The following is a 21765-nucleotide window of genomic DNA, read 5'->3' on the forward strand; positions in this document are numbered from 1 at the left end:
GGCTCGCGTCCCCCCTTCGGGGCGGACGCTAACGCGGGCCCGCCGCCGGTCGAGAGTCCCCGCTGAGCATGGATCGCTCGCTCCACCCCGGCCACGGATCGGCCGTCGTCCTCGAACGCCGAACGGCTCGTGATGCTCGATCCCGTGATGAATCCCCAGGCCTCCGCGCCGGGCGCCTTCGCGCGTGTCGTGTACCCGTCGGTCACCCGCCCCGGGGCCGACGCCGCGGCTCGCGAGGCCGCCGACGCCCGAGCCGAGGCCCGCGGTCACGCCGCCGGATACGCCGCCGGTCTCCGCGCCGCCGAGCTCGAGCTCGCCGCCCGTCGGGCCGTGCTCGAAGCCGAGCAGTCCGACCTGCTCGACCGGATCCAGTCCGCCACGGTCGCCGCGCTGGCCACTCTCGCCGCCGCCGCCCGGGCCCTCGACGCCCGTGTCGTCGAGTCGGTCTCCGACGCCGAGGAGGCGCTGGTCGCCTCCGCCTTCGACCTCGCCGAGGCGGTGGTCGGCTACGAGCTCCGCGCCTCCGAGCCGGTAGTCGACGAGGCCTCGGCCCGCACCGCCGCCGGAGTCCCGACCGGGGCCGGCGAATCCCGCGCGACGGACGACCCGCGCGAGGGCAGGACCGCCCGCGCCGCCGTCGCCCGCGCCCTGGCGGCACCGGGCGCCGCCGCCGTGACGACCGTCCGCCTGCACCCGCTCGACCTGGCGCAGCTCGACGAGTCGACCCGCGCCTCCACGGCTCCGGGTGTCGTCTTCGCGTCCGACCCGGCCCTCGGGCGGGGCGACGCCGAGGCCGACCTGCCCGCCGGCCTGATCGACGCCCGGCTGGGCTCCGCGCTCGACCGCGCCCGCCGGGCCCTCCTCGAGGCCCCCTCGGCCGCACCCGTGCAGGGGGGAACCGCATGACCCTCGCCGCGCCTCCGGTCGCTCCGCGCTCGACCGCGCCCCGCGCCTCCCTGGCTCCCCGTCTCGCCGCCGCTCGGGCCGCGGCGCGTCCGCAGCGCGTCGGACGGGTCAGCAGCGCGGTCGGCCTCGGCATCACCGTCGAGGGCCTGGACGCCGCCGTGGGCGACGTGGTCAGCGTGGGCGACGCCGCCGACGGCTCGAACCTGGCCGAGGTCGTCGCGACGACGCCCGACGGCGTGCGGTGCATGCCGCTCGGTCGCCTGACCGGCATCACCACCGGCACGCCCGCCCGCTCGACCGGCCGTCCGCTGCTCGTCCCCACGGGAGCCGGCCTGTTCGGACGGGTGCTCGACGGGCTCGGCCGGCCGATCGACGGCAAGGGGCCGCTGACCGGACCCGGCTGCGCACCGGTCGACCTCGTGCCGCTCGACCACGAGACCCCGTCCGCGATGCACCGGGCCCGCATCGACACGCCCCTGCAGCTCGGCGTGCGCGTGCTCGACACGTTGACGACGGTGGGCAAGGGGCAGCGCGTCGGCCTGTTCGCCGGCTCGGGCGTCGGCAAGTCGTCGCTGCTGTCGATGATCGCGCGCGGCTCGGACGCGCAGGTCAGCGTCATCGCGCTGGTCGGCGAGCGCGGCAGGGAGGTGCGGGAGTTCCTCGAGGACGACCTCGGACCCGAGGGCCTCGCCCGGTCGATCGTCGTGGTCTCGACCAGCGACGAGCCCGCCCTGATGCGCCTCCGCGCGGCCGTCGTCGCCACCCGGATCGCCGAGTCGTTCCGCGACGCCGGCGCCGACGTCATGCTGATGATGGACTCGCTGACGCGCGTGGCGATGGCGCAGCGCGAGATCGGGCTCTCGGTCGGCGAGCCGCCGGCGACCCGCGGCTACCCGCCGTCGACCTTCTCGGTGCTCGCCGGGCTGCTCGAGCGGGCCGGCACCGACCGCGTCGGCTCGGTGACGGGCATGTACACGGTGCTGGTCGACGGCGACGACCACAACGAGCCGATCGCCGACGCCGCCCGGAGCATCCTCGACGGGCACGTCGTGCTCGACCGCAAGCTGGCCGTGACCGGGCACTTCCCGTCGGTCGACGCGCTCGGCTCGGTCTCCCGCGTGGCGTCGAAGGTGACGAGCGAGCCGCAGCGGGCGGCGGCGACGGCGCTCCGCAAGGTGATGGCGGCCCGTCGGTCGGCGCAGGACCTCCTCGACGTCGGCGCCTACCAGCGCGGGGCGAACCCGCTCGTCGACGCGGCCGTCGACCACCAGGGAGCCATCGACGCGTTCCTGCAGCAGGGCATGGACGAGCGGGCGACGGCCGACGACTCGTGGAACCGCCTCGCCCAGCTCACCTCGCGACTCGGGGGTGCGTGATGGCGCGTCCGTTCTCGTTGATCGGCCTCCTCCGGCTGCGGCACGCCCAGCAGGGGCAGGCGGCGGCGACGCTCGCCGACGCCAACGAGCGTCTGCGCGAGGCGTCCGACCGGCGGATGGCCGCCCGGCGCACGCTCGACGACGGCCCGATCGAGGTCACCGACGCCGCGATGCTCAGCGCCCTGGCCGCGGCCCGGGCGTCGACGCGGGGGATGCTGACCGAGCTCGACGCCGTGACCGAGCGCCGACGAGCCGACGCCGACGCCGCGCAGCTGGCCTTCAACGAGGCCCGACGAGCGGCCCTCGCTCTCGAGAAGCTCGAGGCGAAGCACGCCGACGAGGTGGCCGCCGACGACCTCCGCACCGAGCAGAGCGTGCTCGACGAGATCGCAGCCCGGAACCGAGGAGGCACACCGTGAGCCCCGTGAGCGAGGTCCTGTCCAGGATCCAGGACATCCAGAGCCAGATCGAGCAGATCCGCGCCGGCACGACCGGGGCGACGTCCGCCGCGACCTCGACGGCGGCCGAGGCCGCCTCGGCGTCGGCGTTCGCGTCGGCCCTGTCGGCGACCGGGACGTCGGCGGGGACGTCGTCGACCGCCGCCGCTCTGGCGGCCGCCCTCGGCGCGACGCCGGCGACGGGCGCGAGCACGACGACCACGGCGTCGGTCGACGCCGTGAAGGGCGCGATCGCGACGGGCAGCGGGGCCTCGGGCTCCGACGTCGTCACGAGCGCCGAGAAGTACCTCGGCGTGCCGTACGTGTTCGGAGGAGAGGACCGCAGCGGCATGGACTGCTCGGGTCTCGTGCAGACCGTGTTCAAGGACCTCGGGGTCGCGATGCCCCGGGTCGTCCCGGATCAGGCGCGCATGGGCACCGAGGTGGCGTCGCTGGCCGACGCGCAGCCGGGCGACCTGATCGTGCCGAAGGGCGAGGGGCACATCGTGATCTACGTCGGCGACGGCAAGGTGCTGCACGCGCCGCGTCCCGGCAAGGACGTCCAGATCGTGAACAACTGGTACAGCGACGCCGACCTCTCGACGATCCGGCGGATCGTGCCGGCCACCGCCGAGCCCGCCGGTGCGGTGAGCAGCGCCTCCTCGGCCCTGTCCGCCGTCTCGGGGACGGACATGACGACGGCCGCGCTGCAGCAGCTCATCCGCGGGGGAGCGCTCTCGTGACGGTGATGCGGACGCTGCCCTTCGTGGTCCCGGCGGGGGCGGGGGAGACCTTCGCCGGTCGTGGCGGGGCGGTCGCGCGCGGCGACGGTGCGGGTGCTCGCGTCGGCGGCTCGGCCGTGCGTGTCGACCCGTCGGCCGGCGGTCCGCGCGACGACGCCGGCGCCGGCTTCGGCGCGGCGATGCGGTCGGCCCTCGACGACTCGGCCGCCGAGGCGGCGGTCGTCCGCGCGACGCATCCGCGTGGTTCCGACGCGTCGGCCGAGGCTGCCGCTGCGGGGGACGGCGAGTCGATCCCGTCCGCCGGCGGGGATGCGGGCATCGTCCCGGTTCCGGTTCCGGTTCCGGCGTCGGCTCAGCTCCTGGCACCGGTCCCGGCTGCGGGCACCGCGGTCGGCGCCGCGACTGCCGCCGTTGCGACTGCCGCCGTTGCAGCTGCCACTGCTGCGACCGCCGCCGCTGCGACCGTCGGCGCCGCCCCGACTCCGCACACCGTGACCCCGACCGCCGGAGAGACCGCTCCCGCCTCCGGCGCACCCGCCACCGCCCCTGCCCTTCCGGAACTCGCTGCGCACGCACGCGTAACAGCCCCCGCGACGACATCGACCCTCCCCGACCCGGTCGCGGCCGGCGCCGGCCTGCCGGGCTCCGCGTACGCGAACGCCGCCACCGCTTCGGCCTCCGGCGCCGGTCTGCCGGGCTCCGCGTCCGCCACCGCCCCCGCCAGCACCGCCACAGCCATCGCCTCGGTCTCCGGTTCCGCCGCCGCAGGCTCCGCCGCCACGGTGTCCGCGTTCACGGCCTCGTCGTCCGCCCCGACCCCGCCCACGCCGGCCGCCACTCCAGCTCTCGTGGCACCCTCCGCTGCGCATGCAGGCGTAAGAGCCGCCGCGACGGCACCCACCCCGGAGCCCGGCCCCGTCGCTCCCACCTCGTCCACGTCGCCCGCCACCGCGTCGCCCGCCACCGCGTCGCTCTCCGCCCCCGCCACCGCGACCGCCGCCTCGCTCACGACCGCCACCGCGACCGCCGCAGCGACGACCCCCGCGAACACGACCTCGTCGCCGTCGGCAGCCACCCCGCAGGCGGCCACCGCCCAGGCAGCCACCGCCCAGGCGGCCACGCCGCCGCTCGCGGTTCCGGCCCCGTCGTCGGCAGCGGCGGGATCAGCGCCTTCCGCTCCCGTCACCACGACCACCGCGACCACCGCGACCACCGCGTCCCCTCCGCCTGCGGCCCCCATGGCACCCGCCCGGCCGACGGCCGGCCCGTCCACGGCCGACGGCGCGAAGGCGGCCGGAGGCGCACCGTCCGCGAGCAGCCCGACCATGGCAGCCGCCGCATCGACCACCGCACGGACCGCAGCGGACGAGCCCCCCGTCACCCCGGCCCCCGCGTCCACGCTCGCGGCGGCGACCGCGGCAGCCCCCGCGGCCGCACCCGCCGCCCCCGCCGTCGCACCGGCGCCGGCCCCGGCGGCCGCGTCCGCCGCATCCGCCGCCCCTGCGCCGCTCGCCCAGCAGCTCGCCCGCCCGCTCTTCACGCTCGCCGCGGCCGGCCACGGCACGCACACGGTCACCGTGACGGTCGCCCCCGACGCCCTCGGCCCGGTCACGGTCCGAGCCCACGTCTCGGCGTCCGGCATGCAGATCGAGATGTTCGCCGCCTCCGACGCGGGGCGCGACGCGGTCCGGTCGATCATCCCCGACCTCCGACGGGACATGGGAGGCGCGGGTCTGCAGACCAGCATCGACCTGTCCAGCCAGAACCAGCCCTCCGACCCCCGCGGGCAGCACGGCGCCGCCGCGTTCTCCGACGGTCGCGGATCCGGGCCGACGCCCGACCGGGGGCTCCTCGGCGACGCGACCCGCGCCTCCTCGGCAGCCGACGGCGGAACCGACGGAACAGACGGCGGAGCCGCCGCCGCACCCCGAGACCCCTCTCACCGACCGACGTCGCTCGACGTCCTGGCCTGAACGGACCCACGACATGCCCTCGATCGACCAGATCAGCGGAAACGTCGACGCCTCGAGCGTGGCGAACGCCCTCGCCTCCTCGAACAGCGCGTCGCGCACCCCGAAGCAGACGATGGACAGCGAGATGTTCATGCAGCTGCTCGTCTCGCAGCTGAAGAACCAGGACCCGTCGTCGCCGATGGACACCAACGCCATGATCGGCCAGACCACCCAGCTGGCGATGATGGAGCAGATCACGAACCAGACCACGACGGCGAACGAGGGCTTCTCGCTGCAGATGCGCATCGCCGCGTCGAACATGGTCGGCCGCGAGGTCAGCTACACCGGTGCCGACGGCAAGCCCGTCACCGGCACCGCGACGAGCGTCTCGTTCGCCGACGCCGTCCCGAAGGTCACCGTCGCCGGGAAGGAGATCGCGTTGGATCTCATCTCCGGCATCTCCGCGTCGACCTCGAACTGACCCCCTCCTCCTTCTCCCCTCTCTTCTTCCGAAAGGCAGTCACCATGCTCCGCTCGCTCTACTCCGGGATCTCCGGCCTCCGTTCGCACCAGACCATGCTCGACGTCACGGGCAACAACATCGCCAACGTCAACACCGCCGGGTTCAAGGCGTCGACCACGCAGTTCCAGGACACGCTGTCGCAGATGACCCAGGGCGCCGGCGGCCCGCAGACCGGTGTCGGCGGCACCAACCCGGCGCAGGTCGGCCTCGGCGTCCAGGTCGCGGGCATCTCGACGAACTTCGCCCAGGGCTCGGCCCAGGCGACCGGCAAGGCGACCGACCTGATGATCTCGGGCGACGGCTTCTTCGTCACCCGCCTCGGCAACGACACCGTCTACACCCGCGCCGGCTCGTTCGACTTCGACGCCCAGGGGCGTCTCACCTCCGCCGACGGCAAGATCGTCCAGGGTTACTCGGCCACCGACGGGGTCGTCAACGAGGGAGGCGCGGTGGGCGACATCACGCTGCCCCTGAACGGCGCCTCCCCGGCCCGGGTGACCACGCAGGCGACGCTGAGCGGCAACCTGCCCTCGGACACCGCCGTGAACGGCACCCTCGAGCGGGACGTCAAGGTCTACGACGCCGCCGGCAACGAGAGCACCCTCGCCCTGACCTTCACGCGGACCGCCGGCGGATGGACCGTCGAGGGCGAGCGGGGCACCCAGAGCGGCACCACGAACCTCACCTTCGGCGCGAACGGCACGCTGACCGGCGGCGGGCAGCTCGCCGTGGGCGGCATCACCGTCGAGCTGGGGGGAGTCACCGGCTTCGCCGCCCTGAACACCGTCGCGGTCTCCGGCCAGAACGGGCGCGAGGCGGGCACGCTGCAGGGCTTCTCGCTCTCGAAGGACGGCACGCTCGTCGGCCAGTTCTCGAACGGCGAGTCGCTCGCCGTCGGCCGCATCGCGCTCGCGACCTTCGCGAACGCCGGCGGCCTCGAGAAGGCCGGCTCGTCCGGCTACCGGGCGACCGCGAACTCGGGCGACGCGCAGGTCGGCGCGCCCGGCTCGCCCGGCGTCGGCTCGATCACGAGCGGCACGCTCGAGATGAGCAACGTCGACCTCTCGCAGGAGTTCACGAACCTGATCGTCGCCCAGCGCGGCTTCCAGGCCAACGCCCGCATCATCACGACCTCCGACGAGGTCCTGCAGGAGCTCACCAACCTCAAGCGCTGACACCCGTCCCGCCGCAGACACGAGACCGACCCCGCCCGGAGCACCGGACGGGGTCGGTCTCGTCGTCCACCGGGACCATCCGTGTTCGTTCGGCGGCCGACCGATTCGCCTGCGGGACTCCCGGTTCGTTCGGGGGACAGACCGTTCCTCCACGGGGTATGTTCCTGGCCCCAGAGGGGGGCACAAAGGGCGCAGAGGCTCGTTCGAGGGGTGCCGTGTCCGCATTTACGGGGACACCATCGACCCCATGACCCTCGACCCGACCCGTCTCGCGACAGGCGACTCCGACTACACGGACCTCCTGCTCGCCTCCGGCATCGCCACCGAGGGGGAGATCGAGGAGGCGCTGCTCGCCGCCGCGAGAACCGGCAGCGGCCTCGACGAGATGCTCGTGCAGCTCGGCGTGGTGGACGCCCTCGAGCTGCAGCGGCTCGTCGCCCGGTCGTGGGGGCTCGACATCGTCGACACCGCCACCGTGCACTTCGACGCCGATCTCGTCCGGGCCGGCTCCGGCCAGCGCTACATCGCCGAGGACTGGATGCCGGTGCACCGCCGCCGCGACGGCAGCATCATCGTGGCCTCGGCGCGGCGCCCGAGCCCCGACTGGCAGGCCGACCTCGAGGAGGAGCTCGACGCCCGGGTCGAGTTCCGGGTCGCGTCGACCTGGGGCATCAAGGACGCCACCTTGCGGATCTTCGACGACATCGTCGCCGACAGCGCCGCCAACGACCTCTACCGGGCCAACCCCGCCCTCTCGGCCCGGGTGGTCTTCTCCCGGGGCCAGAAGGTCGGCGGGGCCGTGCTCGCCGCCTGCCTGGTCGCGCTGGGCGTCCTCTGGCCCGCCGGGCTCGCCAGCGGCGTCATCGCGATCGCCAGCGTGGTGTTCCTGCTCGGCACGGGGTTCAAGTTCGTCGTCGCGATGCGCGGCGCCCGCTTCGACGTCGTCGAGCGGATCAGCGACGCCGAGGTCGCGGACCTCGACGACGCCGACCTGCCGAAGTACACCGTGCTCGTGCCCGTCTTCCGCGAGGCGAACATCGTCGCGCAGCTGATCGACAACCTCGGCGGCCTCGACTACCCGCTCGAGAAGCTCGAGGTGCTGATCCTGATCGAGGAGGAGGACCACGCCACGCGCGACGCGATCGCCGCCGCCGATCCGCCCGCGCACTTCCACGTCGTCACGGTGCCGAAGGGGCACCCGCAGACGAAGCCCCGGGCCTGCAACGTCGGGCTCTACCTCGCCTCGGGCGACTTCCTGGTGATCTACGACGCCGAGGACACCCCCGACCCCGACCAGCTGAAGAAGGCCGTGATCGCGTTCGGCCGCGGCGGCGAGCGCACCGTCTGCGTGCAGGCGTCGCTCAACTACTTCAACGCGACCGAGAACGCGCTCACCCGCATGTTCACGCTCGAGTACAGCTACTGGTTCGACTACATGCTCGCCGGTCTCGACCACGCCGACCTGCCGATCCCGCTCGGCGGCACCTCCAACCACTTCCGCACCGACGCCCTGGTGCGGCTCGGCGGCTGGGACCCGTACAACGTCACCGAGGACGCCGACCTCGGCATCCGGGCCAGCGCCCTCGGCTACCGCGTGGGGGTCATCAACTCGACGACGATGGAGGAGGCCAACACCTCGATCCCGAACTTCGTCCGTCAGCGCAGCCGCTGGATCAAGGGCTACATGCAGACGACGCTGGTGCACGCCCGCCGGCCCCTGCAGCTGATCCGCGAGATCGGCATCGTGCGCTTCGCCTCGTTCGCGTTGCTGATCGGCGGCACGCCCGCGACGTTCCTCGGCGTGCTGCCGTCGTACATCGGCACCGTCGTGGCGCTCGTGCTGCCGTCGGCGTGGCTGTCGGCGCTGTTCCCGCCGTGGGTCCTCTGGATCTGCCTGTTCAACTTCGTGATCGGCAACGGGATCATGGTCTACCTCTCGATGATGGGGCCGTACAAGCGGGGCACCTTCCACCTGATCCACTGGGCGCTGCTGAACCCCGTCTACTGGATCCTGCATTCGGTCGCCTCGTACAAGGCGCTCGCCCAGCTGCTGACCCGACCGCACTACTGGGAGAAGACCGAGCATGGCCTCACCACTCGCACGTCCTGAGGGTCCGGGCGCCGACGCCGTCCTGCCCGACGCCGGTGCGGTGCGGACCGCCGGCGACGCGGTGCTCCCCGCCGCCGACGGCGCGCTGCGCGCCCCGTCCGCCGATTCCTCCCTCGCCCTGAGCGGAGCCGCGGCCACTTCGGCGGAGCTGGCGCCCGAGCTCGCCCCGACGTCGCCCCCGGTGTCGCCCGTGCCGACCGTCCCGGCGAGGCGGCCGGTCCGGTTGCGGCGACCCGCGCCTCCTGCCGTGGAACCCGACCGGCGGCCGCGCGGCACCGCCCGCACCCGGGCGCTGCGGGCGCTCGTCGAGGAGCGCCGGTTCGCGTCGGTCCTCGCGGGCATGAAGCACGAGGCGTTCCCGGGCACGCTCGGGGGGCGCACCGCGCTGCGGCTCGTGTTCGCGGCCCCGTTCGTCGCGATCGCGATCCTGCTCGAGGTCGTGGGCGTTCCCGCCGGGATCTCGGCGAACAGCCTGCTCGTCGCCCGGGCCGCCACGGTCGACTGGACCGGCGCCGGAGCGGCCTGGATCGGCGACCTGTACCCGCCGATCACCGGCGTGATCGCCGCGGTGACCCCGGGAGGCGCGTTCGGCCTGTCCCTCGTGGGCGCGCTCTGCGCCGGAATCGTCGTGCACGCGATGGTCGAGCTGATGGTCCAGCGGGGCTTCCACCCGTCGACCGTCACCGCGCTCACCCTCGCGTTGGTCGCCAACCCGCTGTTCTTCTTCATGGCGACCGAGAACCTGCCCGCCTTCCTCGGAATCGCGCTCTTCGGACTGGCGATGACCGACGTCGTGCGGTTCGTCACCTACCGCAACACGCAGTCCGGGTTCCGCGCGGGGATCCTGCTGATGCTCGCGACGCTGACCGACCCGAACGGTCTGCTCTACGCGACCGCCGCGGTGCTGACGGTGCCGTTCCTCACGCACGGGCGGCACCAGGTCGGGGTGCATCGGGCGCACGCGCTCGTCCTGGTGTTCCCGACGCTGTCGGCGCTCGCCGCCCTGATGTTCGTGCAGTGGAGCTTCGGCGGGGACCCGCTCGGCGCCTTCCGCAGCGCGCTCGACTACGACCCGTCGCGGTGGCTCATCTTCGACGCCCTGTTCACGACCCCGTTCGGGCTGCTCCTGCTGGCGCCGGTCGCGAGCGGCTGGCTGATGTCGGCGGTGGTGCGGCGACCGGCGGGCGGGATCATCGCGACCCTGCTGCTCGCCTCGGTGCTGCTCGGCTTCGTGATCGGCACGATCCCCGAGAACTCGGCGGGCAACACGTTCCTGCTGGTGACCCTGGCCGCGATCGCGCTGGTGCCGCCGTCGACGGCGCTGCCGCGGATCGCGCTGGCGAACGTGATGGCGCTGCTGCAGCTGGCGATCGCGATCGCGGCCGCCCTGCAGCGCGACGTCGTCGTGGCCTGGCTGGCGACGGTGCTGCGGTCGATCGGGCTGGTCTGAGCCGATCGCCGGTCTGAGTCGATCGGGCCGGTCGAGGTCGACCGGCCCGGTCGATCAGGTGCGGCCGAGGTACCGGCCCTGCTTGTGGTTCATGGCGAGCACGAGGTTGAGCACGACGGCGCCGACGGCCGAGAGCAGCACGACCCACGGCGACACGACGGTCAGCGAGAGGGCGATGATGACCACGTCGACGGCCATCTGGACGTAGCCGGCCCGCCAGCCGAGCTTCTCCTGCAGGACGAGGGCGAGGATGTTGATGCCGCCGAGGCTCGCGCCGTGGCGGAACAGGATGAGCAGGCCGACGCCGACGAGGAGGTTGCCGCCGAGCGTGCCGTAGACCGGGTTGAGGGCGTCGATGCCGAACGCCAGAGGGTGCAGGTACGAGAAGGCCGAGACGAGCGCGACCGTGAGGGCGGTCCGCAGGGTGAAGCCGAGGCCCTTCTTCCACAGCGCGAGGGCGAAGAACGGCACGTTCACGACGAAGAACAGCACGCCGAACGAGATGTGGGTGGCGTAGCTGAGCAGCAGCGCGAGCCCCGCGGTGCCGCCCGAGACCGAGCCGCTCTCCTTCAGCAGGTACAGACCGAACGAGGCGAGGAACACCCCGGTGACCACGCCCATGACGTTCTCGGCCAAGCTGTGCCGGTTGGCGTCGGCCGTCGCGGCGTTCTCGGTCAGGGCGGGGTCGTCGACCATCGGCGTCGCCGTGTCGGGCGACAGGGCGGCGTCGATCCCGGTCGAAGCGGGCGTCGAGTGGCCCGGCGAGCCGGACGGGCCGTTCGCGGGGGAGGCGTCGGAGGGGGAGGAGGGCCGGGCGACAGGGGTGGCGTCGCGCGTGCCGTCGTTCGCGGGGGTATCGGTCACCGCAGCATCCTGCCAGGCCGGTGTTGCGCGCATGTGTCGCCACCCGCCCAGGCGTCGATGTGACCCGTCGGGGGCCCTCCTGCCCGACGAAGGCCCCGAACGGGTCACCTCGATGCCGCCACCACGTGCCTAACGGCTACCCGCCTCCTGCCGATAGTGCCCTCTAGCCACCCAGGACGGGAGGCCACCCGCCCCCACGGATGGAGGCGGAGAACACAGACCTAGGACGGGCCGATGATCGTCGTCACGCGACTCAACGACAGCAGATTCGCTGTCAACCCTGACCTCATCGAGCGCATCCACGAGACGCCCGACACGACGCTGATCATGGTCGACGGGGCGAAGTACATCGTGACCGAGCCGATGTCCGAGGTCATCGAGATGATCGCCCGCTACCGGGCCCGCATCGTCTCGATCGCCTACGACGAGCCGCACGCCACGTCGCCGTCCGCCCAGCCGATGGGCTCGCGGAACGGCACCGGCCCGCAGCTCGGCCTGGTGCGGGGTTCAGGAGGCGCGGGCCGGGTCAGCGACCTCCGCGCACCCGACGCCCCGGTCGCCGCCACCCCCGCACCGGCCCCCGCCGAGCAGGACGCCGCGCGGTTCGCCGGCCACGCCGCCGAGACGGAGCGCTGACGTGGATCCCGCGACGATCATCGGGATCCTGCTCGCCTTCGGCGCGCTCTTCGGCATGATCCAGCTCGAGGGCGTGAGCCTGGCCGGGCTGCTGCTGCCCGCGCCGATCATCCTCGTGTTCGGCGCGACGATCGGCGTCGGCATCGCCGGGACCACGATCAAGGACGCGATCCTCAGCTTCAAGAAGATCCCCCGCGCCTTCACGGGCAAGGTGGTCCCGCCGCAGTCGGTCATCGACGGCGTCGTCAGCCTCGCCGAGAAGGCGCGCAGCGAGGGTCTGCTCTCGCTCGAGGCCGAGGCCGAGAAGATGGACGACCCCTTCATGAAGGGCGCCCTGCAGAACATCGCCGACGGCACCGACGGCGAGGAGCTGCGGATCCTGCTCGAGGACGAGATGGAGTCCCGACTGGCCGCCGACCGCACGGCGAGCAAGTTCTTCATGAGCCTCGGCGGCTACGCCCCCACGGTCGGCATCGTCGGCACGGTGGTCAGCCTCACGCACGTGCTCGAGAACCTCGCCGAGCCCGACAAGCTCGGCCACATGATCGCCGCGGCGTTCGTCGCCACCCTGTGGGGCCTGCTGACCGCGAACTTCCTCTGGCTGCCCATCGGCGCCCGGCTCAAGAAGCTCGCCGATCTCGACGAGGGGCGCATGACGCTGCTGCTCGAGGGCGTCCTGGCGGTGCAGGCGGGAAGCCAGCCGCGCCTCCTCGGCGAGCGCCTCAAGGCGATGGTCCCCACGCACTCGCTCACCGACGCGAAGGCGGGCGGCAAGGCCGACGCCCGGGCCGATCAGGGCGTGAAGGCGTGAGCGGCGCCCGCGGGGGTCGACGGAAGAAGGCGCACGCCGAGGACGAGCACCCCGACGAGCGCTGGATGGCCTCGTACATGGACATGATCACGGTGCTGATGTGCATGTTCATCGTGCTGTTCGCGATGTCGAGCGTCGACCAGGACAAGTACATCGCGCTGCGCAACTCGCTCGCCACCGGCTTCGGGCAGACCGACGTCGGCTCGGTCGACTCGGCCTCGGGCACCGTCGTCCCGGTCGACCAGGTCACCCCCGAGGGCGAGGGCTACTCCGTCGGCGACGAGACCGACATGAGCGAGGCGGCCGCCTCGGGCCAGGCGAACACCGCCGAGGACCTCGCGAAGGACGAGCTCGACGACCTCACCGCCATCAAGGAGGCGATCGCGGGCAACCTCGAGGGGTCGGGGCTGAGCGCCGACGTGCAGTTCGCGACCGACGCCCGCGGCCTGACGGTGCGCCTGGTCGGTTCCGAGACGTTCTTCGGCACGAACAGCGCCGACCTGAGCGGCGAGGCGACGCGCGTGATGAACGCCATCGCACCCGTGCTGCGCGGCGCCGACCACGACGTCTCGGTCGAGGGCCACGCCGACCAGCGCAGCTCGACGGCGCCGTTCGCGACGAACTGGGAGCTCTCGTCGGCCCGGGCGACGCAGGTGCTCCGCGACCTGGTCGAGCGCGGCGGCATGCCGGTCGATCACATCCAGGCGGTCGGCTTCGGCTCGTCCCGGCCGTTGGCCGCCGGGGGCACCGCCGCCGACCTCGCGGCGAATCGCCGGGTCGACATCGTCGTGCTGTCGAACCAGTCCGACGACGTCAGCGCCCTCCTGCCCGAACTCGAGAAGGCCGCGGAGGGGGCCGGGGGCTCGGTGACCGCCGGCCGGAACGACGACGCCACCACCACGGCCGAGGCCGGGCCCGCCGCGACCGGGAGCGAGGCCGCGGAGGTCGAAGCGACCGACGCCGGCGCCGAATCGGAGGGGGCCCAGTCCGGGGGGCACTGATCGCACTTCGCTAACGCCCGGGAGGCGCGGGTCGATAGGTCCGTCCGTGACCATCCTCGACGTCTCCGCACCGGCCCCCTCGGCCGGTCCGTCGGCGCGCCCGCAGAAGCAGGTCGAGGTCTACGACTTCCGGCGCCCGACGACGCTCGCCCGCGAGCACTCACGGGTGCTCGAGCTCGCCTTCGAGACGTTCGCCCGGCAGTGGGGCACCCAGCTGACCGCCAAGGTCCGCGTCCTCTCGCAGGTCACCTGCGAGCAGCTGCAGATGCTGACCTACGACGAGTACGCCGCGTCCCTGCCGGCGACGACGGCGATGGTGCTCTGCCCGATCGAGGGCGTCGCGCCGAAGGCCGTCGTGCAGTTCCCGACCTCGGCGGCCCTCGCCTGGGTCAGCCACATGCTCGGCGCCGTCAAGCCGGCTCCCGCACCCGACCGCACCTTCACCCCCATCGAGCAGGCCCTCGTGCGCCGCCTGATGGAGGACGCCCTCGACGACCTTCGCTACTCGTTCGGCGGCCTGCTGGTCGACGCGATCGGCGTCGGCGGCTTCCAGTACAACTCGCAGTTCGCCCAGGCCGCGCAGAAGTCCGACCTGATGATCGTCGCCACCTTCGACATCGAGGTCGGCGATGGGTCCGCGGTCGGCACGGTCGCGATCCCCGCCGACGTGCTGCTGCCGCAGCTGGGGGAGGCGAACCCCACGGTCGACGCCGCCGACGCCCGCCGTCTGCTCGGAGCCCAGCTCGCCTCGGTGCCGGTCGGCGTCTCGCTGCAGTTCGCGCCGGCCGCGGTGCTGCCGAGCGTGGTGCTGGGCCTGGCCGTCGGCGACGTGCTGCCGCTGCCGCACCCGCAGTCGCGACCGCTCGAGATCAGCGTCGACGGGCAGGCCGTCGGCCGGGCCGCGGTCGGCGCGAACGGCTCCCGCCTGGCCGGCATCGTCGTCTCCACCTCCCTGACCGGCATCGAAGAAGGAACCTCATGACCGCCACGACCATCACCCTGCACACCGCGGCGGCCGAGGCCCTGGTCGCGAAGCTGCCGACGCCCACGCCGTTGCGGGCCGTGCCCCTCGACGCCGCTCTGGCCGCCGGTCGCCGGACCGCCGCCTCCACGGTGATCGTCACGTCGTTCGTCGGCTCGGTGTCGGCCGACACCGCTCTCGTGCTCGTCGACATGGACCACCTCGGGGCCGCGGCGGGCACCGACAACCCGCTCGTCTCGGTCAGCGACGTGCTGCGTCCCGCCCTCGAGTCGGCCACCTCGGTGCTCGGCGCGGGCGTGCTCGGCGAGAGCCGCCGCGAACCGGCCGAGGCGCTGCTCGCCGACCCCGACACGGTCGTGTTCGACCTCACCGCCGCGGGAGCGCCCGCCGGCTGGTTCGCCATCCGCATCCGCGAGAACGGCACGGTGGGAGGCGCGGCGCCCGTCGATCACGCCACCCCGCTCTTCTCGTCGATCGCCGGCAACCTCGGCCGCATCAACAACGTCGAGATGGCCCTGACCGTCGAGATCGGCCGCACCCGCATGTCGGTCCGCGACGTGCTCGGACTCGAGCCGGGCGCCGTCGTCGAGCTCGACCGCTCGGCGGGCGCACCCGCCGACGTGCTGCTCAACGGCCGGCTGATCGCGCACGGCGAGGTCGTGGTCGTCGACCAGGACTACGCCGTCCGCATCACGAAGATCCTCGACGTCGCCGACGGCGCCCTCTGAGCATGGACACCGTCCTCGTCGGCCTGCGGGTCGTCCTGTCGCTCGGCGTCGTGCTCGCTCTGCTCTACGTCCTGCAGAAGCGCATCGCCAAGGGCGGTCGCACCGGCCGTCGGACCTCCCCGGTCACGGTCGTCGCCCGTCAGGGCATCGGCGCGAAGGCCAGCGTCGTCGTCGTCGACGTCGAGGGCGAGCGGCTCGTGCTCGGCGTGACCGACGCCTCCGTGACGGTCCTCGCCGCCGCCGACCGCCCCGTCGAGCCGGCCGCGCTCGAGCTCGTCGCGGCCCCGGCCGAGCAGGCGGCCCAGGAGGCGCGGGTCACCCCGATCGCGCCCGTCCCGACCTTCTCGGACGTCCTCTCCGCCGATCGAGGCGCCTCGTCCGGGGCCCTCGCCGCCCCCGACCGCCCCCGGAGCGTCACGTCGTCGACCGTGGAACCCGCGATGCTGCGGCCGCGCGGGGCGGCACGCCGTGCCGCGACGGCGCGCCGGCGCGCACCGCGCGACCTGGACGCCCGCCGCGGCGGCCGTGCCGCGAAGGCGCTCGACGGCTCGATCCTCGCCCCCGACACCTGGCGTCAGGCGGCCGCCGCCCTGCGCAGCGGACGAGCCGGATGACCGGCCGCGCCCCGTCCACCCGGACGACCCGCGCCTCCTTCGCCTCCTCCATCCGTCGGCTCGCCGGCCCGACCCTGCGCGACGGCCTGCACGGCGCCCCCGTCGCCGGTCGCACGACCGGCCGTCACGCCGAGCGCCGGTCCATCGCCCGCCACGTGGTCGGCTCCGCCGCCGTCGGGACCGCACCCGTCCGGTTCGCCGACACCCGCCTCGCGCGGGGCGTCGTCGTCGCGCTGCTCGCGATGATCGTCGCCTCCGGGCTCATCATGCTGATCGGTCAGCAGGCGCTCGCCGCCCCGGTCGAGCCCACCGCGCCGACCGCTCCCGTCGAGCCGGGGACCGGGACGGACACCGAGACCGACGGCACGACCGGCAGCACCCCGACCGACTTCACCGACACCGATCAGACCGAGTCCGACGGCACCGGCACGGGCGGTCTGAACATCGACATCAACGGCCCCGACGGCACGCCGAGCACGGCCGTCGTGACGCTGCTCGGCATCACGCTGCTGAGCGTCGCGCCCGCCCTGCTGCTGATGATGACCTCGTTCACGAAGATCTTCGTCGTGCTCGCGATGACCCGGAACGCCCTCGCCCTGCCGTCGATCCCGCCGAACCAGGTGCTGGCCGGGCTCGCGCTCTTCCTCAGCCTGTTCATCATGGCCCCGGTCCTCGGGCACATCAACGACGACGCCGTGCAGCCCTACCTGAACGGCCAGATCGACTTCCAGGGGGCGATCGACGCCGGCAGCGCGCCGCTCCGCGAGTTCATGCTGGCCCACACCCGCCAGGAGGACCTCGCCCTGATGACCCGGTCGGCGAACCAGCCGAACCCGGAGAACCAGGCCGCCGTGCCCATGCTGACGCTCATCCCGTCGTTCATGATCAGCGAGCTGCGCGCCGCGTTCATCATCGGCTTCGTCATCTTCATCCCGTTCCTGGTGATCGACCTCGTGGTCAGCGCCGCCCTGATGTCGATGGGCATGATGATGCTGCCGCCGGTGATGATCTCGCTGCCGTTCAAGATCCTGCTGTTCGTGCTCGTCGACGGCTGGGGGCTCATCATCACGAGCCTGATCGAGAGCTACCAGGTGACCGCCTGATGGACTCCAACGCCGTCCTCGACCTGTCGATGCAGGCCCTGATCATCACGGGCAAGCTCGCGGCCCCCGTGCTGATCACGTCGCTCGTCGTCGGGTTCGCGATCTCGCTCCTGCAGTCGATCACGCAGATCCAGGAGGTCACGCTCTCGTTCGTGCCGAAGGCCGTCGCCGTCGGCATCGCCCTCCTCGTCTGCGGCCACTGGATGATCAGCGAGATGGTGACGTTCACGCACGTCGTCTTCGACCGCATCCCCCAGCTGCTCAGCGGCGGCTGAGGGCCGGACCACCATGGATCTCGACATCGACCTGAGCGGGCTGGAGGCGACCCTGCTCGCCGCCGTGCGCATGACCGCGTTCATCGTCATCGCGCCTCCGTTCTCGTACCGGGCGTTCCCCGGACGGGTCAAGGCGATGCTCGCCCTCGGCCTCGCGCTGGCCGTCGCGCCCCGGGTCTCGCCCGGCTACGAGTCGCTCGCCACCGGGCCGTTCGTCGTGGCGCTCGTGCTCGAGATCGTCGTCGGCGCCGTGCTGGGGTTCCTCGTCTACCTGGTGTTCTCGGCGGTCCAGTCCGCGGGCAGCCTCATCGACCTGTTCGGCGGGTTCACCCTCGCTCAGGCCTTCGACCCGCAGTCGATGATCAACGGCGCCCAGTTCACCCGGCTGTTCCAGATGACGGCCCTCGCCCTGATGTTCGCCAGCGGCGGCTACCAGCTGATCATCGGCGGACTCACCCGGTCGTTCGACGCCGTCCCGCTGGGACTCGGCATCGATCTCGCCGACCCGGTGGGCCTCATGGCGAACGGCGTCACGCAGATGTTCCTCGCGACGCTGCAGATCGCCGGGCCGCTCTGCGTCGTGCTGTTCCTGGCCGACGTCGGCCTGGGGCTCCTCAGCCGCGTCGCCCCCGCGCTCAACGCCTACGCGATGGGCTTCCCGCTGAAGATCCTCATGACGGTCATGCTCGCCGGCGGGGTCTTCCTCGCCCTGCCGAGCGTGGTGCAGAACCTCTCCGGCGACGCCGCCGACCTGCTGATGGGGGTGAGGTAGCCATGGCCGACGACTCCGGCGAGCGCTCCGAGGACGCCACCCAGAAGCGGATGAAGGAGGTCCACTCCAAGGGGCAGCTGTCCCGGTCGCAGGACCTCAGCGCGTGGCTCGGCGTCGGCGCCGCCGCCGTGATGATCCCGACGACCATCCAGCGCGGCGCCGAGGCCGGCACCGACCAGCTGTTCTCGATCGGGCAGGCGATCCGCCACCCCGACGCGCAGACCGTGGTGACCCTGCTCGGCGACGGGGTCGGCTCCGTGGCCGCCACGATCGGACCGATGCTCGCCGTCGTGGGCGTCGTCGTCCTGATCACCGCGGTGGTCCAGGGCGGCGTCCACATCAAGCGGATGACGGGCAGCTACCAGCAGTTCAACCTGATCAACGGACTCAAGACGACGTTCGGCGGGCAGGCGCTGTGGAACGGCGCCAAGGCCCTGATCAAGACCGCCGTCGTCGGGCTCGTGCTCTGGTTCGCCGTGCAGGGCCTCATGCCGGTGCTGATGAGCGGCGGGGGTCTCAGCGTCTCGGCGCTGATCGAGGAGGCCTCGTCCGGCACCGCGGTGCTGCTCCAGGCCGCCGTCGTCGCCGGCCTGGTGCTCGCCGCCGCCGACGTGTTCGTCGTCATGCGGCGCAACCGCAAGAAGACCCGCATGACGAAGAAGGAAGTCAAGGACGAGAACAAGAGCACCGACGGCGACCCGCTGGTCAAGTCGCAGCGGCGCTCGCGGCAGCTGGCGATGAGCCGCAACCGCATGATGGCGTCGATCGCGGACGCCGACGTGGTCATGGTCAACCCGACCGACTACGCCGTGGCGATCCGCTACGAGCCCGGCAGGTCGGCCCCCCGCGTCGTGGCCAAGGGAGCCGGCTCCGTGGCGGCGCGCATCCGCGAGCGCGCCGAGGCCGACGGCGTGCCCCTCGTGCAGGACGTCCCGCTGACCCGCGCCCTGCACGCCTCCTGCGGTCTCGGCGACGAGATCCCGGTCGACCTCTACACGCCGGTCGCCCGGGTGCTCACCTTCGTCATGGCCCTCCGGGCCCGCGGCTCCTCGGCGGTGACCGGCACGCACGTCAACCCGCGTCCGACCACGCCCGACGAGGTCGCCGCCGTGCTCGCCCCCGGCTCGCTCGAGGCCGAGGCTGTGCCGCAGCGTCTGCGGACGGCCCGCGACCCGGACTCCCGACCCGCGCCTCCGGGGCAGCTCGCCCCCGCCCGCCCCGCTCCCCGTCCGTCCGCCACCGGAGGAACCGCCTGATGAAGAAGACACTCCCCAAGCTCGCCGTCCCGGTGGGCATCGTCGGGATCGTGCTGCTGCTCGTGGTGCCGGTGCCCGCGCCGATGCTCGACGTGCTGATCATCCTCAACATCCTGTTGGCGCTGGTGATCCTGCTGACGACGCTGTTCGTCAAGAAGCCGCTCGACTTCTCGGTGTTCCCGTCGCTGCTGCTCGTGGCGACGCTGTTCCGACTCGGCCTGAACGTGGCCTCGACGCGTCTCGTGCTGGGCGAGGGCTACGCGGGCGACGTCATCGCGGCCTTCGGGCACGTCGCCGTCAGCGGGTCGATCATCATCGGCTCGGTGATCTTCCTCATCCTGGTCGTCATCCAGTTCGTCGTCGTGACGAAGGGCGCCGAGCGGGTCGCCGAGGTCGGCGCGCGCTTCACCCTCGACGCGATGCCCGGCAAGCAGATGGCGATCGACGCGGACCTCAACGCCGGCCTGATCACCGACGAGGTCGCGAAGCAGCGCCGGGCCGACGTCAGCGCCGAGGCCGACTTCTACGGCGCGATGGACGGCGCCTCGAAGTTCGTCAAGGGCGACGCGATCGCCGGCATCATCATCATCATCATCAACCTGGTCGGCGGCGTCGCGATCGGCGCCCTGCAGAACGGCATGGAGATCGGCGAGGCCCTCGGCCACTACGGGCTGCTCACGATCGGCGACGGTCTCGTCACGCAGATCCCCGCGCTGCTCATGGCGGTGTCGACCGGCATGATCGTCACCCGCTCGGGCGCGGACAGCGACATGGGCTCGCAGGCGGCGAGCCAGCTCGGCCAGTCGCGCATCGCGATCGCCATCGCGGGCGTCGCGGCCATCGGCATGGGGTTCATCCCCGGCATGCCGATCATGGCGTTCCTCGTGGTCGGCGCCACGCTGCTGATCATCGCCCAGCGCCTCGGGGCGAAGGCCAAGGCCGAGGAGGCGCGCGCGGACCTCGAGAGCCGGCAGGCCGCGATCGTCGCCCCCTCGGACACGACCGACGACCTGCTCGAGCAGATGCGGGTGCACGCGCTCGAGATCCTCCTCGCTCCCGACCTCGTCGACATGGTCGGCGGTTCGTCCGACGACCTGCTGGGCCGGGTCAAGGCGCTGCGACGCAAGATCGCCGTCGACCTCGGCATCGTCGTGCCGCCGGTGCGCACCCGCGACAGCATCGACCTGCCGCCGTCGACCTACTCGATCCGCATCGCCGGGGTCGAGGCCGGTCGCGGGCAGGCGCCGGCGCGGTCGGTGCTCGCCCTCGGCGACCGGCTCGACGGGCTGCCCGGCACGCCGACGGTCGAGCCGGTCTTCGGCCTCGCCGGCAAGTGGGTGCCCGCCGAGATGCGGCACAGCGCCGAGATGACCGGAGCGACCGTCATCGACCGGGTGTCGGTGCTCGTCACCCACCTGTCGTCGATCATCGGCGACAACGCGGCCCGACTGCTCAGCCGTGAGGACGTCCGGGTGCTCACCGAGGGCCTCAAGCAGGTCAACCCGTCGGCCGTCGACGACCTCGTGCCCGGCATGCTCTCGCTCGCCGAGCTGCAGCGGGTGCTCCAGGGCCTGCTCGCCGAGCGGGTGCCGATCAACGACCTCGGACGCATCTGCGAGGGGCTGACTCTGCGGGCGAAGGTGTCTACCGACCCCGAGGGGCTCGTGGAGGCGGCCCGCGCCTCCCTGGGTCCGGCGCTGAGCGCCCGGCACCTCGACGGCGCGGTGCTGCGCGTGATCATGATCGACCCGGGTCTCGAGCAGTCGATGCTCGAGGGGCTGCGGCCGTCGGACCAGGGCACCCAGATCCTGCTCGACGGGCACCGGGTCGAGCAGGTGCTCGGCTCGCTGCGCGACTCGGTGGCCGCCGTCGAGACGCAGGGCCTGAGCGCCGTGCTGGTCTGCGCGCCCGCGTTGAGGCCGGCCATCCACCGCCTCGTCTCGGCCCAGCAGAACGGGCTGCCGGTGCTGTCGTACCAGGAGGCGACCGCCGCCGGCTCGACCATCGAGACCGTCGGCGTCGTCCGCGCGACCGACGCGATCGTGGCCTGA

General features: G+C 72.9%; 22 protein-coding genes. 20 read left to right on the forward strand and 2 right to left on the reverse strand.

Features of this window, described 5'->3' with window-relative positions:
- Window positions 1-144 precede the first annotated feature (144 nt).
- From FFA01_RS04080 to FFA01_RS04095, 4 genes are read left to right on the forward strand one after another with little or no spacing between them, the layout of a single operon-like run.
- The gene (locus FFA01_RS04080) at window positions 145-906 is read left to right on the forward strand and encodes a FliH/SctL family protein (protein WP_146853280.1); all 762 of its coding nucleotides are present in this window, start codon (window positions 145-147) and stop codon (window positions 904-906) included.
- Entirely contained in the window at window positions 903-2282 is a 1380-nt protein-coding gene (locus FFA01_RS04085; RefSeq protein ID WP_146853282.1) for a FliI/YscN family ATPase, read from the forward strand. Before FFA01_RS04080 ends, FFA01_RS04085 begins: the two co-directional genes overlap by 4 nt.
- Window positions 2282-2701 carry a flagellar export protein FliJ gene (locus FFA01_RS04090; RefSeq protein ID WP_146853284.1) on the forward strand — a complete coding sequence of 140 codons (420 nt, stop codon included), beginning with the start codon at window positions 2282-2284 and terminating at the stop codon, window positions 2699-2701. Before FFA01_RS04085 ends, FFA01_RS04090 begins: the two co-directional genes overlap by 1 nt.
- On the forward strand, window positions 2698-3462 hold the full coding sequence (locus FFA01_RS04095) for a C40 family peptidase (protein ID WP_244289687.1): 765 nt from the start codon (window positions 2698-2700) through the stop codon (window positions 3460-3462). Before FFA01_RS04090 ends, FFA01_RS04095 begins: the two co-directional genes overlap by 4 nt.
- A 352-nt stretch (window positions 3463-3814) precedes the next feature.
- On the opposite strand, the gene FFA01_RS04100 is transcribed toward FFA01_RS04095, so the two are convergent.
- Complete coding sequence (locus tag FFA01_RS04100; protein ID WP_167627280.1) at window positions 3815-4789, reverse strand: hypothetical protein; 975 nt, start codon at window positions 4787-4789, stop codon at window positions 3815-3817.
- Between FFA01_RS04100 and FFA01_RS04105 the strand changes: the two genes are divergently transcribed.
- The 5 genes from FFA01_RS04105 (at window position 4788) to FFA01_RS04125 (ending at window position 10672) form a co-directional block, all read left to right on the forward strand.
- Window positions 4788-5435: a flagellar hook-length control protein FliK gene (locus tag FFA01_RS04105; RefSeq protein WP_167627281.1), complete on the forward strand. Its 648-nt coding sequence runs from the start codon at window positions 4788-4790 to the stop codon at window positions 5433-5435. The genes FFA01_RS04100 and FFA01_RS04105 overlap by 2 nt on opposite strands.
- A gap of 13 nt (window positions 5436-5448) precedes the next feature.
- Entirely contained in the window at window positions 5449-5895 is a 447-nt protein-coding gene (locus tag FFA01_RS04110) for a flagellar hook assembly protein FlgD (RefSeq protein ID WP_146853290.1), read from the forward strand.
- A 44-nt stretch (window positions 5896-5939) separates the two neighbouring features.
- On the forward strand, window positions 5940-7112 hold the full coding sequence (locus FFA01_RS04115) for a flagellar hook protein FlgE (RefSeq protein WP_146853292.1): 1173 nt from the start codon (window positions 5940-5942) through the stop codon (window positions 7110-7112).
- Between the two features lie 247 nt (window positions 7113-7359).
- Window positions 7360-9222 carry a glycosyltransferase family 2 protein gene (locus FFA01_RS04120; protein WP_146853294.1) on the forward strand — a complete coding sequence of 621 codons (1863 nt, stop codon included), beginning with the start codon at window positions 7360-7362 and terminating at the stop codon, window positions 9220-9222.
- Complete coding sequence (locus tag FFA01_RS04125; protein ID WP_146853296.1) at window positions 9197-10672, forward strand: hypothetical protein; 1476 nt, start codon at window positions 9197-9199, stop codon at window positions 10670-10672. The genes FFA01_RS04120 and FFA01_RS04125 overlap by 26 nt, the downstream gene beginning before the upstream one ends.
- Window positions 10673-10726: 54 nt before the next feature.
- On the opposite strand, the gene FFA01_RS04130 is transcribed toward FFA01_RS04125, so the two are convergent.
- On the reverse strand, window positions 10727-11368 hold the full coding sequence (locus FFA01_RS04130) for a YitT family protein (protein ID WP_146853485.1): 642 nt from the start codon (window positions 11366-11368) through the stop codon (window positions 10727-10729).
- Between the two features lie 402 nt (window positions 11369-11770).
- Here FFA01_RS04130 and FFA01_RS04135 point away from each other — a divergent pair, with 402 nt between their 5' ends.
- The 11 genes from FFA01_RS04135 (at window position 11771) to FFA01_RS04185 (ending at window position 21765) form a co-directional block, all read left to right on the forward strand.
- On the forward strand, window positions 11771-12172 hold the full coding sequence (locus tag FFA01_RS04135; RefSeq protein ID WP_146853298.1) for a flagellar FlbD family protein: 402 nt from the start codon (window positions 11771-11773) through the stop codon (window positions 12170-12172).
- A gap of 1 nt (window position 12173) precedes the next feature.
- Window positions 12174-12983 carry a motility protein A gene (locus tag FFA01_RS04140; RefSeq protein ID WP_146853300.1) on the forward strand — a complete coding sequence of 270 codons (810 nt, stop codon included), beginning with the start codon at window positions 12174-12176 and terminating at the stop codon, window positions 12981-12983.
- A complete protein-coding gene (locus FFA01_RS04145; RefSeq protein ID WP_146853302.1) occupies window positions 12980-13984 on the forward strand; it encodes an OmpA/MotB family protein in 1005 nt (334 codons plus the stop codon). Before FFA01_RS04140 ends, FFA01_RS04145 begins: the two co-directional genes overlap by 4 nt.
- Window positions 13985-14030: 46 nt before the next feature.
- Complete coding sequence (locus tag FFA01_RS04150) at window positions 14031-14966, forward strand: flagellar motor switch protein FliM (protein ID WP_244289688.1); 936 nt, start codon at window positions 14031-14033, stop codon at window positions 14964-14966.
- Entirely contained in the window at window positions 14963-15694 is a 732-nt protein-coding gene (gene fliN, locus FFA01_RS04155; RefSeq protein WP_146853304.1) for a flagellar motor switch protein FliN, read from the forward strand. The genes FFA01_RS04150 and fliN overlap by 4 nt, the downstream gene beginning before the upstream one ends.
- A gap of 2 nt (window positions 15695-15696) precedes the next feature.
- Entirely contained in the window at window positions 15697-16308 is a 612-nt protein-coding gene (locus FFA01_RS04160) for a FliO/MopB family protein (protein WP_146853306.1), read from the forward strand.
- A gap of 242 nt (window positions 16309-16550) precedes the next feature.
- A complete protein-coding gene (gene fliP / locus FFA01_RS04165) occupies window positions 16551-17411 on the forward strand; it encodes a flagellar type III secretion system pore protein FliP (protein WP_244289693.1) in 861 nt (286 codons plus the stop codon).
- Window positions 17411-17686, forward strand: coding sequence for a flagellar biosynthesis protein FliQ (gene fliQ / locus FFA01_RS04170; RefSeq protein WP_146853308.1), 276 nt, complete (start codon window positions 17411-17413; stop codon window positions 17684-17686). The genes fliP and fliQ overlap by 1 nt, the downstream gene beginning before the upstream one ends.
- 13 nt (window positions 17687-17699) lie before the next feature.
- Complete coding sequence (locus FFA01_RS04175; RefSeq protein WP_146853310.1) at window positions 17700-18458, forward strand: flagellar biosynthetic protein FliR; 759 nt, start codon at window positions 17700-17702, stop codon at window positions 18456-18458.
- Window positions 18459-18460: 2 nt separating this feature from the next.
- Entirely contained in the window at window positions 18461-19714 is a 1254-nt protein-coding gene (locus FFA01_RS04180; RefSeq protein WP_146853312.1) for an EscU/YscU/HrcU family type III secretion system export apparatus switch protein, read from the forward strand.
- Window positions 19714-21765, forward strand: coding sequence for a flagellar biosynthesis protein FlhA (locus FFA01_RS04185; protein WP_146853314.1), 2052 nt, complete (start codon window positions 19714-19716; stop codon window positions 21763-21765). The genes FFA01_RS04180 and FFA01_RS04185 overlap by 1 nt, the downstream gene beginning before the upstream one ends.

The sequence above is a fragment of the Frigoribacterium faeni genome, from assembly GCF_007988805.1.
Taxonomy (GTDB): Bacteria; Actinomycetota; Actinomycetes; order Actinomycetales; family Microbacteriaceae; genus Frigoribacterium; species Frigoribacterium faeni.

Coding starts and splice junctions, on each gene's coding strand:
- FFA01_RS04085 (WP_146853282.1), top strand. CDS start 903: ATGACCCTCGCCGCGCCTCCGGTCGCTCCGCGCTCGACCGCGCCCCGC.
- FFA01_RS04090 (WP_146853284.1), top strand. CDS start 2,282: ATGGCGCGTCCGTTCTCGTTGATCGGCCTCCTCCGGCTGCGGCACGCC.
- FFA01_RS04105 (WP_167627281.1), top strand. CDS start 4,788: ATGGCAGCCGCCGCATCGACCACCGCACGGACCGCAGCGGACGAGCCC.
- FFA01_RS04100 (WP_167627280.1), bottom strand. CDS start 4,789: ATGGTCGGGCTGCTCGCGGACGGTGCGCCTCCGGCCGCCTTCGCGCCG.
- FFA01_RS04110 (WP_146853290.1), top strand. CDS start 5,449: ATGCCCTCGATCGACCAGATCAGCGGAAACGTCGACGCCTCGAGCGTG.
- FFA01_RS04115 (WP_146853292.1), top strand. CDS start 5,940: ATGCTCCGCTCGCTCTACTCCGGGATCTCCGGCCTCCGTTCGCACCAG.
- FFA01_RS04120 (WP_146853294.1), top strand. CDS start 7,360: ATGACCCTCGACCCGACCCGTCTCGCGACAGGCGACTCCGACTACACG.
- FFA01_RS04125 (WP_146853296.1), top strand. CDS start 9,197: ATGGCCTCACCACTCGCACGTCCTGAGGGTCCGGGCGCCGACGCCGTC.
- FFA01_RS04130 (WP_146853485.1), bottom strand. CDS start 11,368: ATGGTCGACGACCCCGCCCTGACCGAGAACGCCGCGACGGCCGACGCC.
- FFA01_RS04135 (WP_146853298.1), top strand. CDS start 11,771: ATGATCGTCGTCACGCGACTCAACGACAGCAGATTCGCTGTCAACCCT.
- fliN (WP_146853304.1), top strand. CDS start 14,963: ATGACCGCCACGACCATCACCCTGCACACCGCGGCGGCCGAGGCCCTG.
- FFA01_RS04160 (WP_146853306.1), top strand. CDS start 15,697: ATGGACACCGTCCTCGTCGGCCTGCGGGTCGTCCTGTCGCTCGGCGTC.
- fliP (WP_244289693.1), top strand. CDS start 16,551: ATGATCGTCGCCTCCGGGCTCATCATGCTGATCGGTCAGCAGGCGCTC.
- fliQ (WP_146853308.1), top strand. CDS start 17,411: ATGGACTCCAACGCCGTCCTCGACCTGTCGATGCAGGCCCTGATCATC.
- FFA01_RS04175 (WP_146853310.1), top strand. CDS start 17,700: ATGGATCTCGACATCGACCTGAGCGGGCTGGAGGCGACCCTGCTCGCC.
- FFA01_RS04180 (WP_146853312.1), top strand. CDS start 18,461: ATGGCCGACGACTCCGGCGAGCGCTCCGAGGACGCCACCCAGAAGCGG.
- FFA01_RS04185 (WP_146853314.1), top strand. CDS start 19,714: ATGAAGAAGACACTCCCCAAGCTCGCCGTCCCGGTGGGCATCGTCGGG.